The following is a 16095-nucleotide window of genomic DNA, read 5'->3' on the forward strand; positions in this document are numbered from 1 at the left end:
CGAGCCCGTTACGGCCCACCGTCGACGGACCGGGGCTTGGTCGCCCTGATCGTGTAGGTCAGTGGCACGCGGGGCAGGCCGTCCGGGAAGCGGTATTCCCCCGCCTCGGTGCGGCGCAGGTTCCGGAAGACCTGGAACAGCGTCAGGTCGCGCTCGTGCAGGAAGTCGATGCGCAACCCGGCTCGCACCAGCGCGGTCACGACCTCCCCGAGCGGGTGCTGCCACTGCACGGACCGGGTCTTGGTGAGCGCGGGCCCGTCGGTGTAGGTGACCGGGTCGTCGTAGGTCGCGCCATCGGACGCGAAGTAGTCGTAGGCCACCGTCCGGCCGTCGTCACCGAGCACATCGCCGAACGGGTGGAACTCCGCCAGGTACAGGAACCCGCCGTCTGCCAACAGGGACGACAACACCTCGGCCCACCGCCGCAGGTCCGGCAGCCACACCAGCGCCCCGAAGCCGGTGTAGACGATGTCGAAGCGCTCACCGCCCAGCGCCGTCCGCGCGTCGTAGACGTCCGACACCACGAACCGGCCGGCCAACCCGGTCTCGGCGGCGAGGGTGCGGGCGGTCTCGATCGCGGCGGCGGAGAAGTCCAGGCCGGTCACCCGGGCGCCGAGGCGTGCCCACGACAGGGTGTCCTGGCCCATGTGGCACTGGAGGTGCACCAGGCGCTTGTCGGTCACGTCGCCGACCTCGTCCGGCTCGAACGGCCGGAGCGTCGACCGGCCCGCGCGGAAGCCCGGCAGGTCGTAGAACTCGCTGGTCGCGTGGACGGTGGTCCGGTCGTCCCAGTTCTCCCGGTTGAGGCGCAGCCAGTCCCCGTCGGTCATGGGCGCGACGGTAGCGACGGCCCGGCACGCGGCGCACCCGGTTATCCGGTACCGGGGAGAGGCGGATCACAAAAGCTGCATAGTTTGCAAACTTGCAGTGCGTGCACTTTTATTCGTACCCTGTTCGAGTGAACGGCGAAGGTCTGCGCGACCGGAAGAAGCGACAGACCCGAGCCGCGCTCAGCCGGGCCGCCCTCACCCTCGCCGCCGAACGCGGCCTCGACCACGTCACCGTCGAAGACATCAGCACCGCCGCCGGGGTCTCCCCGCGCACGTTCTTCAACTACTTCGCGGGCAAGGAGGAAGCCGTCGCCGGTCCCGATCCCGAGGTGGGGCCGCGGGTCGGGCGAAGGGTCGTGGAACAGCCCGTCGGGTCGACCGCGGTCGACGCGGTGAAGGCCGCGCTGCTCGCCGAGGTCGCCGAGGTGCCCACCGACGAGCGGGACCTGTGGTTGCTCCGGATGCGTGTCGTGCAGCAGCACCCGGTGCTGCTCGCCCGGCTGTTCGCGGGCGGCGAGGAGGCCGAGCGGCACCTCGTCGCGGGCATCGCGGAACGCGTCGGACTGGACGCCACGGACCTGTACCCGATGCTGCTCGCCGCCGCTGCGGGAGCGGCCTGCCGGGTGGCGTTCACGCGGTGGTTCGACCCGGACGACCCGCGCCCGCTGGCAACCCTGCTCGCAGACGCCCTGGACCTGCTCTCGGCCGGCCTGGCGAATCCGCCGAACACGTAACCGAACCACACCGAAGGGGGGAACGATGTCCGTCGAAACGACAACCGAGCCGACCGCGGGGAGCACTGCCCGCCGGGACGTCGTGCAAGCCATGTCCGGGCTGATGCTGGGCATGTTCATGGCCATCCTGGCCTCGACGATCGTGTCGAACGCGCTCCCGCGCATCATCGCCGACCTGAACGGCTCCCAGTCCGTCTACACCTGGGTGGTCACCACCGAGCTGCTCGCGATGACCGCGACCGTGCCGCTGTGGGGCAAGCTCGCCGACCTCTACAGCCGCAAGCTGCTCATCCAGCTGTCGCTGGGCATGTTCGTGGTGGGCTCGCTGATCGCCGGGTTCTCGCCGAACGTGGAGGTGCTGATCGCCAGCCGGGTCGTGCAGGGCCTGGGCGCGGGCGGCATGACGGCGCTGGCCACCATCGTGATGGCGGCCATGATCCCGCCGCGCGACATGGGCAAGTACGCCGGCCTGTTCGGCGCGGTGTTCGGTGTCGGCACCGTCGCCGGTCCGCTGATCGGCGGCGTCATCGTGGACACGTCCTGGCTGGGCTGGCGCTGGTGCTTCTTCATCGGCGTGCCGTTCACCCTGGCCGCGATCGCCCTGCTCCAGCGCACCCTGCACCTGCCGGTGGTGCGCAAGGAGGTCAAGATCGACTACCTGGGCGCGGCGCTGATCGTGGCCGGGGTGTCGACGCTGCTGGTGTGGACGACGCTGGCGGGCAACCAGTTCGAGTGGATGTCCGGCTGGAGCGCGCTGATGGTGGGCGGCGGCGTCGTGCTGCTGGCGCTCGCGGTCTGGGTGGAGGCGCGGGCGGCGGACCCGATCGTGCCGCTGTCGATCTTCACCAACCGCACCGTCGCGCTCACCACCCTGGCCAGCGCGCTGGTCGGCGTCGCGATGTTCGGCGGCACGGTGTTCCTGTCGCAGTACTTCCAGATCGGCCTGGGCAAGACGCCCACGCAGGCCGGCCTGATGAGCCTGCCGCTGATCTTCGGCCTGCTGGTGTCCTCCACGGTGGCCGGGCAGCTGATCACCAAGTGGGGCCGCTGGAAGGTGTTCCTGGTCGCGGGTGGCGTGGTGATGGTCGGCGGCATGCTGCTGCTGGCCACCATCGACGCGGGCACCAGCGTGTTCCTGGTGTCGGTGCACATGGCCGTGCTGGGTGTCGGCGTCGGGATGCTGATGCAGAACCTGGTGCTGGTGGCGCAGAACGACGTGCCCGCCAAGGACCTCGGCGCGACCACGTCCACGCTGACGTTCTTCCGCTCGCTCGGCGGCGCGGTCGGCGTGAGCGTGCTGGGCGCGGTGCTGGCCAACCGGGTGACCGGTCTGGCGGCGGAGAAGTTCGGCCCGGCGCCCGGCGGCGACTCGGGCACCGTGCCCGACCTGTCGAAGCTGCCGCTGGAGGCGCGGCGGATCGTCCAGGACATCTACGCGACCGCCACCGCCGAGCTGTTCCTGATCGGCGCGCCGATCGCGGTGCTCGCCCTGCTGGCCGTCCTGTTCATCAAGGAGAAGCCGCTCAAGACCCAAAGCGGTGACGAACGCCTAGCAGCCGAAATGACCAGCGCCCCCTAACCCACCCCTCTCCACCACCAGCACCACCCCCGCCCCTCACCCCCTCCCACCCCTCACCCCCTCCGGTCGCCTCCAGTCGCCGACGCGCAGGTCGCGTCGACAGTTCGAGCCTGATTTCCCGGTGATCACGCTCTTCGATCGCCGGGAAATCAGGCTTGAGCTGTCGACTTCCAGGCGACCAAGCCGCCGCCTGCGAAGCAGCGGCCATCCAACACGAGCAGCGGCCATTCAACACTGCGACAATCTTCGGCATGCAGCGACCTGTTGGACTGCGGGAGCGCAAGAAGTTGGCGACCCGCACCGCTCTGGCCGACGCCGCGCTACGACTCTGCGTCGAGCGCGGCGTCGACGGCGTGACGGTCGAGCAGGTCGCGCACTGCGCCGGGGTCTCGCTCCGGACGTTCTTCAACTACTTCTCGTCCAAGGAAGAAGCCGTGGTCGCGGGTGACGTGGCGACGGCCGAAGCGCTCGTCCACGCGTTCGCCGAGCGACCCGGCACCGAACCGGTGCTGGAAGCCCTGCACCGCGCCCTGGTCCAGACCGTCCCCGAACGCATCGACCACGCGAAGGTCGAGCAGTTGCGGGTGCTGCGTCAGACGCCCTCGCTGCTGCCGCACCTGGTGGCCGCCTTCCACGCCCAGGAACGCGCGCTGGCGAACGTGGTCGCCCAGCGGGTCGGCACCGACCCGGACGAGGACCTGTACCCGCACATGTTCGCCGCCACCGTGATGGCCACCCTGCGCGCGGTGGCGACCTGGTGGCTGGACGCGGGGGACCGGCGCCCGCTGGCCGACCTGATCGGGATCATGATCGAGCAGCTGGACGCCGGTTTCGGCCGCTAGGCGTCCCAGGTCACCGGCAGGCTGTGCACGCCGTACACCAGCATGTCGCTGCGCAGCGGCACCTCCGCGGCGGGCAGGTCCAGCTTCAGGCCGGGCAGCCGCTTGAGCAGCTCGGTGAAGCCCACCACCATCTCCACCCGCGCCAGCTGCTGGCCCAGGCACTGGTGGACGCCGTGCCCGAACGCCAGGTGCGAGGGGCGCGGCCGGGCCACGTCCAGGGTGTCCGGGTGGTGGTAGTTGCGCGGGTCGCGGTTGGCCACCGGCACCGAGATGATCACGGTCGAGTCCGCCGGGATCGCCACGCCCGCGATCTCGACGTCCTCCAGCGTGGTGCGGATCGGCCCCAGGTGCACGATCGACAGGTAGCGCAGCAGCTCCTCCACCGCGCCCTCCACCAGGGACGGGTCGGCGCGCAGCTTCGCCAGCTCCTCCGGGTGCTCCAGCAGCGCGAACGTGCCCAGCGCCAGCATGTTCGCGGTGGTCTCGTGGCCCGCGATGAGCAGCAGGAGGGAGATGCCGATCAACTCGTCGTCGGTCAGCTCGGGCGCCGCTTCGATCAGGCCGGACAGCAGGTCGTCGGTCGGCTCGGCGCGCTTCGCCCGCACCAGGCCGAGCATGAACGCCCGCAACTCGTCGGACGCCTTCAGCAACTCGTCGGTCGGCGCGTTCAGCCGCAGCAGGGTGGACGAGCGTTCCTGGAACTCGGCGCGGTCCTCGTACGCGACGCCGAGCAGCTCGCAGATCACCAGGGACGGCACCGGCAGGGCGAACGCCCGCACCAGGTCGGCGCTCCGGCCGGAGGCGATCATCGCGTCCAGGTGCTGGGTGACGATCTCGTGGACGCGGGGCGTCAGCTGCCGCATCCGGCGCACGGTGAACTGCCCGGTGAGCAGCTTGCGGTACCGGGTGTGCTCGGGCGGGTCCATGGTGATGAAGTTGCCCGCGCGGCCGGACTCGTCGGTGAGCCGGGCGCGCAGTTCCGGCGGCAGCTTGGCCAGCACGCGCCGGCTGCGGAACCGGTCGGAGCTCATCCGGGGGTCGGCGAGCACGGCGCGCGCCTCGTCGTGGCCGGTGACCAGCCACGCGGGATCGCCGTCGCCCATGGTGACCTGGTGAACAGGGCCCTGCGCGCCCAGTTCGGCCTGGTGCGCCGCCGGGTCGAACGGGCAGCCCGGGGTGCGTTCGTTGTACTCGGCCGGCAGCCGTAAGGCCAGCCGGTCCTGGCTCGGAGCGCGGTCTTCGGAGGCGGTGGAGCTGGTCATCCGTGGATCCTTTTCCCGACTCCGGGTGACCGGGTCGCTGCTCAGGGTGTTGGTAACCCACGGTACCAAGATGTGCACAACGTGCAGCTTTTTTACGACAACGCCTCGGTGACCCACTCCGCGAGCGTCCGGTCGGGGTGTTCCAGCCAGTGCCGGGTGGCCGCACGCAGGGCGGCCAGGAACGTCGCGGCGAGCACCTTGGACCGCAGTTCATCGGCCCCGCGCGGACCGAGTTCGGCGGCCAGCTCGCGTTCGACGGCCGCGTAGGCGGCGACCTGGTGGGCGATCAGGCTCGGGTGCCCGCGCAGCAGTCGTCGTTGCGCCACCCACGCCGGGTCCAGGCGGTCGCTCTCGGCGAGCAGGGCCGTGGCGGCCCGGGTCAGCGCGGTCCGCGGCGGCTCGTCCGCCGGGCGTTCGCGCACCAGGTCGAGCAGTCGGCGCAGGCGCAGCAGGTCGCCGTAGAAGATCGCCTCTTCCTTGCCCGCGAAGTGGTTGGAGAACGTCCGGCGGGAGACGTCGGCGGCGTCCGCGATCGACTCGACGGTGACCCGGTCCGGACCGTGCTCCAGCGCCAGCCGCAGGGCGGCCTGGTGCAGGGCCAGTCGGGTGGCCGACTTCCTGCGCTCGCGCGGCCCGTTGTCCATCGAGATCCACGTTACTCGATTTCCCACTGGGCAAACTTGCACGTTGGGCAAGTTTAATAGATGCTTGTAGTAAGCAAGCATTCTCGGGGAAGGGGTCGACGTGGACACCAGCCCGTACCACGGTGAACTCGTAGAGCGGCTGCGCGAGCTGCTGAAGATCGCGCGGATGGTGCGCCACCAGCGCTCCGACCGGTACCCGCCGGTGCCGACCGGGCTGGTCGGCACGCTCACGCTGATCGACCGGGCGGCCGGCTGCCACGCCAAGGAACTGGCGCGGCGCACCGGGCTCGACCCGTCGACCGTCAGCCGGGCGGTGGCCGCGCTGGTCGCGGACGGGTTGGTGGAGCGGCGGGCCGATCCGGACGACGGACGGGCCAGCGTGCTGGTCGTCACCGCCGCCGGCCACGCCGTTCTCGCCGAGGCGCGGGGCTGGTACGCGGACCTGCTGAACCGGGCGCTCGCGAACTGGTCGCCGAGCGAGGTCGAGGCGTTGACCTCGGCGCTCGGCCGGCTGAACACCGACGTCGAAGGAGCCCTGGGCTCCACTTTGGAGGCCGCTCGATGAGTGCCGCACCTGCCACCGGCTCGGCCGGCGCCGCGCCGATGAGCCACCGGCAGATCCTGGAAGCGCTCAGCGGTCTGCTGCTCGTGCTGTTCGTGGCCATGCTCAGCAGCACCGTGGTGTCCACCGCGCTGCCGCAGATCATCGGCGCGCTGGACGGCTCGCAGACCCAGTACACCTGGGTCGTCACGGCGACCCTGCTCACCGCGACCGCGTCCACGCCCATCTGGGGCAAGCTGGCGGACCTGTTCGACAAGAAGACCATGGTCCAGGTCGCCATCGTGATCTTCGCGGTCGGCTCGGTGATCAGCGGCTTCGCGCAGAACGCCGAACAGCTCATCGCCGCCCGCGCGTTCCAGGGCATCGGGGTGGGCGGTCTGCAGGCGCTGGTGCAGGTGGTGATCGCGGCGATGATCCCGCCGCGCGAGCGCGGCCGGTACAACGGCTACCTCGGCGCGGTGATGGCGGTGGCGACGGTCGGCGGCCCGCTGCTCGGCGGCCTGATCGTGGACACCTCGTGGCTGGGCTGGCGCTGGTGCTTCTTCATCGGCGTGCCGGTCGCGGTGCTCGCGCTGTTCGTGCTGCAGGCGACGCTGAAGGTGCGGAGCGTGCGGCGGCCGGGCGTGAAGATCGACTACCTGGGCGCGACGCTGATCGCCGCCGGCGTGTCGGTGCTGCTCATCTGGGTCTCGTTCGTGGACGACTCGTTCGCCTGGGTGTCGTGGCAGAGCGGCGCGATGGTGGGCGGCTCGCTGGCGCTGCTGGGGCTGGCCGTGTTCGTGGAGTCGCGGGCGGCGGAACCGGTGGTGCCGCTGGAGGTCGTGCGGCGGCGGACGACGGCGCTGGCGATCCTGGCCAGCCTCGCGGTGGGCATGGCGATGTTCGGCGGCGCGGTGTTCCTGGGCCAGTACTTCCAGATCGGGCGGGGCTACACGCCGACCGAAGCCGGGTTGCTGACCATCCCGATGATGGCCGGCGTGCTGGGCGCGTCGATCGTCAGCGGGCGGCTGATCACCCGCACCGGGCGGGTCAAGCCCTACATCGTGGCGGGCGCGGTCACGCTGGTCGTGGGCTTCGCGCTGCTGGGCATGATCGACCACGAGACGTCGCTGGTGCTGGTCGGCGGCGCGATGTTGCTGGTGGGCGTCGGCGTGGGCATGAGCATGCAGAACCTGGTGCTGGCGGTGCAGAACACCGTGCCGCTGCGGGACATCGGGTCGGCCAGCGCGACCATCGCGTTCTTCCGCTCGCTGGGCGGCACGATCGGGGTGTCGGTGCTGGGCGCGGTGCTGGCCCGGGACGTGCGGGACCGCATCACCGAGGGCCTCGCGGCGGCCGGCTACCCGAGCACGGGCGGCGGCAGCGGCAGCGGCAGCCTCAACCTCACCGCCCTGCCGGAGGGGGTGCAGCACATCGTGCGCGCGGCCTACGGCGACTCGACCGGGCACATCTTCCTGATCTCGGCGGGCATCGGGGTGGTGGGCGTGATCGCGGCTCTGCTGCTGCGGCCGATCACCCTGCGGTCCAGCCTGGACCTGGCCGAGGTCGAGGCCGAGGTCAAGACCGGCGTGTGAGCCGGACCGACGAGGGGGTGGGCGTCGGCGGACGCCCACCCCCTCGCGCGGTCAGCAGTCCAGGGTGACGATCGAGATGCTGGCCGACCCGGTGTTGGCCACCAGGATGTAGCGCTTGCCCGGTCCCGACGCGGTGTAGCGGGGGTCCGCGCCCAGGGCGACCTCGCCGACGATCTTGTTCGTGCGGGTGTCGACCGTGTTGAGCGTGCCGGAGCCGGAGTTCGTCACGTAGAGGATCCGGTCGCCGGCGTGCAGCGCGAGGCCGCGCGGGTTCTTCCCCACGGTGATGGTCGCCGTGACCGCGTTGCGACGGGCGTCGATGACCGACACCGTGCCGCCGATGGTGTTGGTGACGTAGACCGTGCGGTTGTCCGGGGTCACCAGGATGCCGCGCGGTTCGTCGCCGACCGGGATGGTCGCGGTGACCTTCCTGGCCTCCGCGTCGACCACCGAGACGTTGTCCGAGTCGGAGTTCGCGACGTAGGCGACCCTGCCCCCGGGGGCGAACGAGATGCCGCGCGGCGCGGTGCCGACCGGGATGGTGGCGATCACCGACTGGGTCCTGGTGCCGATGACGGTGACGGCGTTCGACGCGGTGCTGCTGACCCAGACCTCGCGGCCGTCCGGGGTCGCCGCGGCCAGTCGGGGCGCGTCGCCCACCGGGATGGTCTTCACCACCTTCCGGTCCTCGGTGTCGATGACCGACACGTTGTCGGAGTCGCGGTTGGCGATGTAGGCGAACCGGCCGCGCCGGTCGAACGCCACGCCGTAGGGGAACGAGCCGACCGGGATGGTGGCCACCACGGCGCGGCGGCGGACGTCGATCACGGACACCGTGTTGGAGCCCGCGTTGGACGCGTAGGCGAAGCGGTAGTCGGGGGTGAACGCCGCCGTGCGCGGGTTGAGGCCCACGGCGATGGTGTCGACGACGACCGGCTTTCCCGTCGCGGCCACGGCGGTGGCCGGGGTCGCGACGAGCAGCACGGCGATCAGCAGGGCTAGGCGGTGCAACAACGGTAGTCCTTTCAGGCGCCGGACCGGATTCGGTCGCGGGCCGCCGCGTAGGTGGCCGCGCCGATGATCAGCACGAGCGGCAACACGTAGTCGCCGTCCCGTTCCACGAATTGGAACCACTCCTGGCCGACCAGCGGCCGGAGCAATTCGGTGGCGAGTTTCCAGCCGAGCACGAACCACAGCAGCGGCTTGGCCGGACGGACCAGCACGGCCAGTCCGAGGAGTATCTCGAACGTCCCGAAGACGACCATCAGGTTCGCCGAGTCCACCCCGGCGCGGTCGACGCCGAAGAATTCGAAGAACTTGTACCAATACGCCTTCTGCTCGAACGCGCCGAATCCGCCGTGCCCGATCAGCAGCAACGCGAGGCCGCCGCGGGCCGCCCAGTGGACGCCGACGTGCGCCCGGTCGGAGACGGTGGCGGGCAGCTCGCCCTTGCTCAGCCAGCCGCGCACCGACCACCCGCCGAAGCCGACCAGGATGAGCATGGCGAGCGGCATCCCGTAGTTGCCGCCGCGCTCCAGGAACTCCCACCAGCCCTCGCCTACCATCGGCCGCAGCAGCGCGGTGAACACGCCCCACACCGTGGCGTGCAGCAACACGATGCGGGCGGGCCAGAACAGCACGATCAGGCCGACCGTGATGTCGACCGCACCGGTCAGGTACATCATGTAGTCCACGGCGGCGTCCGCGGAGATGCCGAACAGGTCGTAGTAGGGCAGCCACGCGCGTGACCGGCTCAGGCCGGCCCAGCCGTGACCGAGGTATTCGACCGCGACGCCGATGCGCAGCAGCCAGTAGAGCTTGGTGACCACCGGGGTCTGCGCCCACTTCTCCCGAAGCGTCCTTCCGGTGGTCCCCCCAGGGGTCGTACTGATTATCTGGTCGGTCACGATTACCCCATTCGCCGAGGGGTGGTCAAGCTGACCGGGATGAACGTACGGAAACTTGTGCGCGGTGCCATCGCCGCAATGCACCAATTCGCTACGTGATCTGAATCACACCATAAACACAGCTAACGATAAATTGGGCGCGAAAAACCTGCCCCGATCTTCGAAGATAAACGTGCCGCATTTTCGGGACGTGTTGTCCCGCCGCGCCGGCGCAGGTCGGGTGCCGGTGCGGGAGCACGGTGCGGGGATGTCTCGGGTGGGCCGGTCTGGTCTGGGGGCCTCCGCGGGTTCATGGTGTGGACGACCGTTGACCGAAGCGAACCACCTCAGTGAGGATTGCCTCAATGGACATTGACGCCAACCTCCGCCGGCGGGCCGCGGTGCACCAAGCGCTGTCCGACCCGGTCCGCCTCGGCATCGTCGACCTGCTCGCGGTCGGCGACCGGTCGCCCGGCGAGCTCGCGCACGCCTTCGACCTCACCTCCAACCTGCTCGCCCACCACCTCAAGGTGCTGCGCGACGTGCGGCTGGTGGTGCGCACCCGCTCGCACGGCGACGGCCGGCGCGCCTACGTGCGACTGCTGCCCGACGCACTGGACGGCCTGCGGCCGGTCCCGTCGGTCACCGCGCCGCGCGTGGTGTTCGTCTGCACCCGCAACGCCGCCCGGTCGCCGCTGGCCGCCGCCGTGTGGAGCGAGCGCAGCGACATCCCGGTCACCTCCGCCGGCACCCACCCCGGCCCGCGGCTGAACCCGCGCGCGATCAGCACCGCCCGTCGGCACGGCCTGCGACTCGAACGCGACCGCACCGCGGACATCGGTGACGTGGTGCGGCCGGACGACCTGGTGGTGGCGGTGTGCGACAACGCCTACGAGGAGCTGGGGCCGGACGACCGGCGCGTGCACTGGTCCGTGCCCGACCCCGGCCCGGTCGACACCGACGAGGTCTTCGAGGACGTGTTGGCGCAGCTCACCGAACGCGTCGACCGGCTGGCCGCGATCGCGAGGGCCTCGTGACCCGGGTGGGCCTGGGCACCATCGCCCGCGAGTGGGGCCGGATCGGGTGCATCGGCTTCGGCGGACCGCCCGCGCACATCTCGCTGCTGCGCGACCTGTGCGTGACGCGGCGGAAGTGGCTCGACGAAGCCGAGTTCGAGGAGGGCATCGCGGCCACCAACCTGCTGCCCGGCCCGGCGTCGACCCAGTTGGCGATCCTGTGCGCGTGGCGGCTGCGCGGCACGGCGGGCGCGCTGGTCGGCGGGTTCTGCTTCATCGTGCCCGGCCTGGTGCTGATCCTGGCGCTGGCCGCGCTGTTCCTCGCCGCCGACCCGCCGCCGTGGGTGCTCGGCGCTGCGGCGGGCGCGGGAGCCGCCGTGCCCGCCGTCGCCCTGCACGCCGCGTGGGGGCTGATCCCGGGCAGTTGGCGTCGGGTCGGGGCGGTGCGGGCGGCTCGGGTGCGGTGGGTCGGGTACCTGGCGGCGGGCGCGGTGGCGGCGGCGGTCACCGGGCCGTGGCTGGTGCTCGTGCTGGTCGCGGCCGGGATCGTCGAGATCACCGTGCACGCGCCGTCGGGCAGGCGGACCGCGTGGCCGGTGGTGCTCGCGCTGCCTGCCGCGAGCGGGGGACTGGTCGCCGTCGCGTGGGTCGCGGCCAAGGTCGGCGCGCTGTCCTACGGGGGCGGGTTCGTCATCATCCCGATGATGCAGCAGGACGCCGTGCACACCTACGGGTGGATGACCGACGCGCAGTTCCTCAACGCGGTGGCGCTGGGCCAGATCACGCCCGGACCGGTTGTGCAGACCGTCGCCGTGGTGGGGTTCGCCGCCGCCGGGCTGGTCGGTGGGCTGCTCGCCGCCGTGGTCGCGTTCGCGCCGTCCTTCGCGTTCGTCATCTTCGCCGGTCCCCGCCTGGAACGCCTGCGGCACAACGGGAAAGCGCAGGCCTTCCTGACCGGCGCGGGCACGGCGGCGATCGGCGCCATCGCCGGCTCGACGCTCCCGCTGACCGCGTCACTGCACACGAACTGGCAGTTCGTCGTCCTCGCCGCCGCTCTCGGCTGGCTGCTGGTGCTGCGCCGGGGCGTGGTCACCGCGTTGCTGGCCGCGGGCGTGGTGGGTGCGCTCGTCGCCCTTTCCTGAGCGGATCCGCCGACGCGCTGCGGTCCGCCTGCGCCATGCGCGGCCGGCCGGCCGCGCGGAGCCGTGCGGCAGGACCGTCCCAGGCCGACGGTCGACCGTGAGCGGTCGCCGCGACGAGGTCCGGTGTCGTACCGGAACGGGCGTGGCTCACCGGACCTCGGCCGGTGCCGGCCTCCGACGTCCGGGGTGTTCCGCATCGGGGCGTAGGGAACGGCGACTATGCACCGTTAGCATCGCGACACCCCGGTGCTGCCGGCACCGGGCGATAGGGGGATGGGGATGACGACCGGGGAGATCCCGGCCGCGGAACTCGTGGGTGGGGACGTCGACGTGGTCGACGCCCACGTCACCGGGGTGCTCGAACTGCCCGACGCGGCGCCGCGCACGCTGCGGTTCACGCGCTGCCGGTTCGACCGGCCCCCGGTGCTGCGCGAGGCCGCCGTGCGCCGGCTGGAGTTCGACGACTGCGAACTGCCGGGCCTGGACGCGCGCCGGCTCGGCTGCCGGGGCGACCTCGTGCTGACCCGGTCGTCGGTGCACGGCCCGGTCGAGCTCGGGGACGCCGCGGTCGGCGGCGAGGTCTCGTTGCGGCACAGCAGGATCGCGACGCTGCGGGCGAACCGGCTCACGGTCGGCGGCGACCTGTGCCTGGCCGGCGCGGTGCTGGACGGCGCGGACGGCGTCGCGCTGGACGGACGTGGCATGAGGATCGGTGGCGGGGTGCTCGGCGAGGACGACGACCACATCGGCGCCACCGCGACCGGGGCCGTGGTGCTGGCCGACGCCCGGATCGGCGGCGCGGTGTCGCTGCGCCAGGCGCGGCTCGCCGACCTCGTCGCCGACCGCGCCCGGCTGACCGGCGACGTCGACCTGACCGAGGCGCGGCTGCGTTCGCTGTGCCTGGTGGGCGCGACCGTCGGCGGCTCGCTGGTGCTCGGCGCGATGGAGGTCGACGAGGAAGCACTGGCGCTGGACCGGGTCCGCGTCGCCGGGGACGTGCACCTGGCGTTCGCCCTGGTGAAGGCGGGTGTGCGACTCGTGGACGGGTGGATCGGCGGCGACCTGCGGGCGTCCCGCGTGGAACTGGGCGGGATGTCCGGCGCGCGGGTCCACGTCACCGGGGACGTCGACCTCGGGCAAGCCCGCAGCGACGACGGCGTGCGACTGCCCGGCATGGAGGTCGGCGGGCAGGTCGACCTGTCCGGCGCGGCGCTGCACGGTCCCGGCGGCGTGGCGCTGGACCTGCGCGAGGCGCGGGTCGGCGACGAGCTGCGGCTCGCCGACATGGCCGCCGAGGGCACCGTCGACCTGTCCGGGGCGACCGTGCGCGGTCGGGTGGAGCTGCGGGGCGCGCACCTGGGGGCACGGGCGGTCGCGCTGGCCGCGTGCCGGCTGGTCACCGGGGAGCTGGGGCTGGCCGTGGAGGACGCGCCGCAGGGCCGCGTCGACCTCCGGTACGCGCGGTGCGCTTCGTTGCACGACAACAGGTTCCTGTGGAGCGCGGGCGGCGGTGTCGAGCTCGCCGGGTTCGACTACCTGCGGCTGGAGCCGCGGCTGGAGGACCGGACGGCCGTGCGGCGGCGGCTGGCACTGCTGCGCGACGCGACCCGGCGGTTCACCCCCGACGCGTACGACCGGCTGGCGGCCGTGCTGCGCTCCGACGGGCAGGAGGTGGACGCGGACACCGTGCTGGTGGAGAAGCAGCGGCTGCGGTACGCGGAACGCGCCCGTGCCGTCGGGTGGGCCGGGCCGGCGGTCACCGCGTGGAGCGTGCTGATGCGGTCGCTCACCGGCTACGGGTACCGGATGTGGCGGGGGATCTCGGTGCTCCTGCTGGTCGCGCTGGTGGTGTTCCTGGTGTGGTGAGGGGTCGGTGGCCGCCGCAGCACTCGTGCGGCACCCGCACCTCCACCGCCCGCAGCACCCCGTCCTCGGGCGGGGTGCTGCACGGTCACCGGGCCGCCGAGGCGGCGATGAGCCGCGCGCCCCGGTGTGCGGCGCTGTGCCCGGCTGATGGGGCGGGCACAGCGCCCGGCCACCGGGTCACACGACGTCGACGAACACCGGGTTGGCGTAGCACCACAGGTCCGCCCACGGGTCCGCGTCGCCGACCACGTCCATGACCGGGCCGCCGTCCGAGGTGAGCCGGTTACCGTCACTGCCGCGCAGCCGCAGGTAGAACGCGCGCTCCACGTTGCGGAACGTGTGCCTGAACCGCACCGTCCCGCGCGCGGTGCGGGCCACCTCGAACGTCTCGACCACCCTGGTCCCCGGCGCGGACAGCGCGTCCCGGTCGGCCGCCGGGCCGGTGACCGGACCGCCGATCAGGTCCACCTTCGCCAGCCGGGGGATCACACCCCCGAAGTTCGGCAGCCGCGCCAACCGGACGTCGACGACCACTTCCACGTCACTGCCGCGCCGCACGAACGTCCGCCCGCCGACGGTCACGCCCCGAGGGTCGTCGTCCGACCGGACCCGCAGGTCGAGGCCGTCGATCAACCGGCCGTGCACCGCGACCACCTTGCCGCTGCGCAGGCCGCGCATCACGTCCAGGTACGACTTCGACGGTGCGCCGACCAGCGTGGAGCTGTAGCCGCCGGGCCAGTAGTCGCCGTAGACCTGCGGCTTGCCCGTGTCGACCGGCGCACCCCGGCTGCCCGTGGTGGCGTGGTCCCCGGTGCCCGGGACGAACGTGTCGCCGTGCACCTGGTGGCTGTCCGAGGTCGCGGTGACCCACCACGGGCGGCCTTCGGCGAGCAGCGAGTCCCACAGGCCACCGACCTTCGCGGTCATCCAGTCGAAGCCGCCGTAGGTGCGGTACGGGTTCTCCAGCGTGGTCGGCTGGTAGCCGGGGAAGCTGTCCTGGTTGGGGGACGCCTCGTAGTAGCCCCGCGCGCCGCCCCGACCGCCCCGGGCCGTCGGGATGCCCGCCGCCTGGTGCCCCGGCGCGCCTTCCATCCCGACCGCGACCCCGGGCGCCGCCTCGCGCCAGCCGCGCAGCTCGTGCGGGCTGTTCACGCCCCGGCGCGCGGGGTGGTTGGCGAACATCAGCGCGATCTCCGCGCGGCCGGAGAGCACCTGCGCCTCCAGGTAGCGCAGGGCGGCCAACGCGTACGGCTCGCCGTCGGCCGAAGTCGGCCTGGCGATCAGCCCCTTGCCGCCCTGCGGGACCGGCGTGGCCAGCACACCGCCGTCGTAAGCCGCCTCGAACGCCTTCAAGATGTCCACAGTGGACTTCCCGGGCGGCAGGAACACCGTCGCGTGCTCCGCGCCGGGGATGTTCCACTCCAAGCCCTGGTACACCAACGTGTCCCGGTACTTCGCCCGTGCCCGCTCGATGTCCGGCGCGACCTGGTCCACCGAGAACTTCTCGTGCGCCACCCCGCCGTGATCGGTGATGACCACCCAGTCCAGGCCGTGCTCGCGGGCGTTGGCGACCTGGGTGGCGACCTCGTACTGGCCGTCGGGGGAGTACTTGGTGTGGATGTGGTGGTCGCCCGCGAACCAGCGATCCCGCCCACCCCACGGGTTCACCGGCCGCGCCGGCCCGTGGTCGTGGTCGTGCGCCGCGGCCGGCACCGTGAACGCCGCCGACCCGGCCGCCGCGATCCCCATCCCCGCGAGGAACCGACGCCGCGCCACCGACAACGGCCGATCGTCCTCCGCGTCGATCGGCTCGGCGTGCCCGTGCCCGTGCCCGTGTTCGTGCTCGTGCTCGTGCGACATGGAAAACTCCGATCCGCCTGCACCCCGCGCCGAAGTATCGTGCGTCCGGCGGTGGGGGAACACGAACACCCGGTGAACACTTCCGCCCACCCGGCCACTCGGCCGAACCCCACTGGTGCGGATGAAGTTCGCGAGGGCGCACGCGGTAGTGCGCGGAGTCGGGGTCAGGCGGCGGAAATGCGATTGACCCGTGCGGACGGCGTTGGTGATGATGTGCGCGTCCTTTCCGCAAGACACCGCAGACTTTTCTCCGAGCCCGCCCCCGCCGCTGACCCACGCGACCAGGGCGAGCAGGCGA

At 72.0% G+C, this 16095-nt stretch carries 14 protein-coding genes; 8 read left to right on the forward strand and 6 right to left on the reverse strand.

The genetic code is table 11. The features are described from left to right. Positions 1-8: 8 nt before the first annotated feature. Positions 9-830, reverse strand: a complete 822-nt coding sequence (locus FHS29_RS17760) for a class I SAM-dependent methyltransferase (protein ID WP_184691777.1) — start codon at positions 828-830, stop codon at positions 9-11. A gap of 128 nt (positions 831-958) precedes the next feature. On the opposite strand from FHS29_RS17760, the gene FHS29_RS17765 reads away from it, so the two are divergent. The 3 genes from FHS29_RS17765 to FHS29_RS17775 all read left to right on the forward strand — a co-directional run bounded on the left by FHS29_RS17765 (position 959) and on the right by FHS29_RS17775 (position 3985). Continuing rightward, entirely contained in the window at positions 959-1564 is a 606-nt protein-coding gene (locus FHS29_RS17765; RefSeq protein ID WP_184691778.1) for a TetR/AcrR family transcriptional regulator, read from the forward strand. Positions 1565-1589: 25 nt separating this feature from the next. Beyond that, positions 1590-3143, forward strand: a complete 1554-nt coding sequence (locus tag FHS29_RS17770) for an MDR family MFS transporter (protein ID WP_184691779.1) — start codon at positions 1590-1592, stop codon at positions 3141-3143. Between the two features lie 251 nt (positions 3144-3394). Continuing rightward, complete coding sequence (locus FHS29_RS17775; protein WP_184691780.1) at positions 3395-3985, forward strand: TetR/AcrR family transcriptional regulator; 591 nt, start codon at positions 3395-3397, stop codon at positions 3983-3985. Here the strand turns inward: FHS29_RS17775 and FHS29_RS17780 are convergent. After that, positions 3982-5247, reverse strand: coding sequence for a cytochrome P450 (locus FHS29_RS17780; RefSeq protein ID WP_184691781.1), 1266 nt, complete (start codon positions 5245-5247; stop codon positions 3982-3984). The two genes, FHS29_RS17775 and FHS29_RS17780, sit on opposite strands and share 4 nt — an antisense overlap. A 92-nt stretch (positions 5248-5339) precedes the next feature. Next, positions 5340-5891, reverse strand: coding sequence for a TetR/AcrR family transcriptional regulator (locus FHS29_RS17785; RefSeq protein WP_246440433.1), 552 nt, complete (start codon positions 5889-5891; stop codon positions 5340-5342). Positions 5892-5991: 100 nt separating this feature from the next. Between FHS29_RS17785 and FHS29_RS17790 the strand changes: the two genes are divergently transcribed. Both FHS29_RS17790 and FHS29_RS17795 read left to right on the forward strand, forming a co-directional pair. Then, complete coding sequence (locus tag FHS29_RS17790) at positions 5992-6456, forward strand: MarR family winged helix-turn-helix transcriptional regulator (protein WP_184691783.1); 465 nt, start codon at positions 5992-5994, stop codon at positions 6454-6456. After that, positions 6453-8027 (forward strand): MDR family MFS transporter, encoded by a 1575-nt coding sequence (locus FHS29_RS17795; RefSeq protein WP_184691784.1) that lies wholly within the window; start codon positions 6453-6455, stop codon positions 8025-8027. The genes FHS29_RS17790 and FHS29_RS17795 overlap by 4 nt, the downstream gene beginning before the upstream one ends. 51 nt (positions 8028-8078) lie before the next feature. Here the strand turns inward: FHS29_RS17795 and FHS29_RS17800 are convergent, their stop codons facing one another. Further along, complete coding sequence (locus FHS29_RS17800) at positions 8079-9041, reverse strand: beta-propeller fold lactonase family protein (protein ID WP_184691785.1); 963 nt, start codon at positions 9039-9041, stop codon at positions 8079-8081. An 11-nt stretch (positions 9042-9052) separates the two neighbouring features. Then, on the reverse strand, positions 9053-9856 hold the full coding sequence (locus FHS29_RS17805) for a hypothetical protein (RefSeq protein WP_221456203.1): 804 nt from the start codon (positions 9854-9856) through the stop codon (positions 9053-9055). A gap of 422 nt (positions 9857-10278) precedes the next feature. Between FHS29_RS17805 and FHS29_RS17810 the strand changes: the two genes are divergently transcribed. The 3 genes from FHS29_RS17810 (at position 10279) to FHS29_RS17820 (ending at position 13937) form a co-directional block, all read left to right on the forward strand. Beyond that, on the forward strand, positions 10279-10950 hold the full coding sequence (locus tag FHS29_RS17810) for an arsenate reductase/protein-tyrosine-phosphatase family protein (protein WP_184691787.1): 672 nt from the start codon (positions 10279-10281) through the stop codon (positions 10948-10950). Continuing rightward, on the forward strand, positions 10947-12071 hold the full coding sequence (gene chrA, locus FHS29_RS17815; protein WP_184691788.1) for a chromate efflux transporter: 1125 nt from the start codon (positions 10947-10949) through the stop codon (positions 12069-12071). The genes FHS29_RS17810 and chrA overlap by 4 nt, the downstream gene beginning before the upstream one ends. A 279-nt stretch (positions 12072-12350) precedes the next feature. Further along, complete coding sequence (locus FHS29_RS17820) at positions 12351-13937, forward strand: pentapeptide repeat-containing protein (protein WP_184691789.1); 1587 nt, start codon at positions 12351-12353, stop codon at positions 13935-13937. 177 nt (positions 13938-14114) lie between these two features. Here the strand turns inward: FHS29_RS17820 and FHS29_RS17825 are convergent, their stop codons facing one another. Then, positions 14115-15797: a PHP domain-containing protein gene (locus tag FHS29_RS17825; protein ID WP_184691790.1), complete on the reverse strand. Its 1683-nt coding sequence runs from the start codon at positions 15795-15797 to the stop codon at positions 14115-14117. Positions 15798-16095: the final 298 nt, after the last annotated feature.

It is taken from the genome of Saccharothrix tamanrassetensis, from assembly GCF_014203665.1.
GTDB lineage: Bacteria > Actinomycetota > Actinomycetes > Mycobacteriales > Pseudonocardiaceae > Actinosynnema > Actinosynnema tamanrassetense.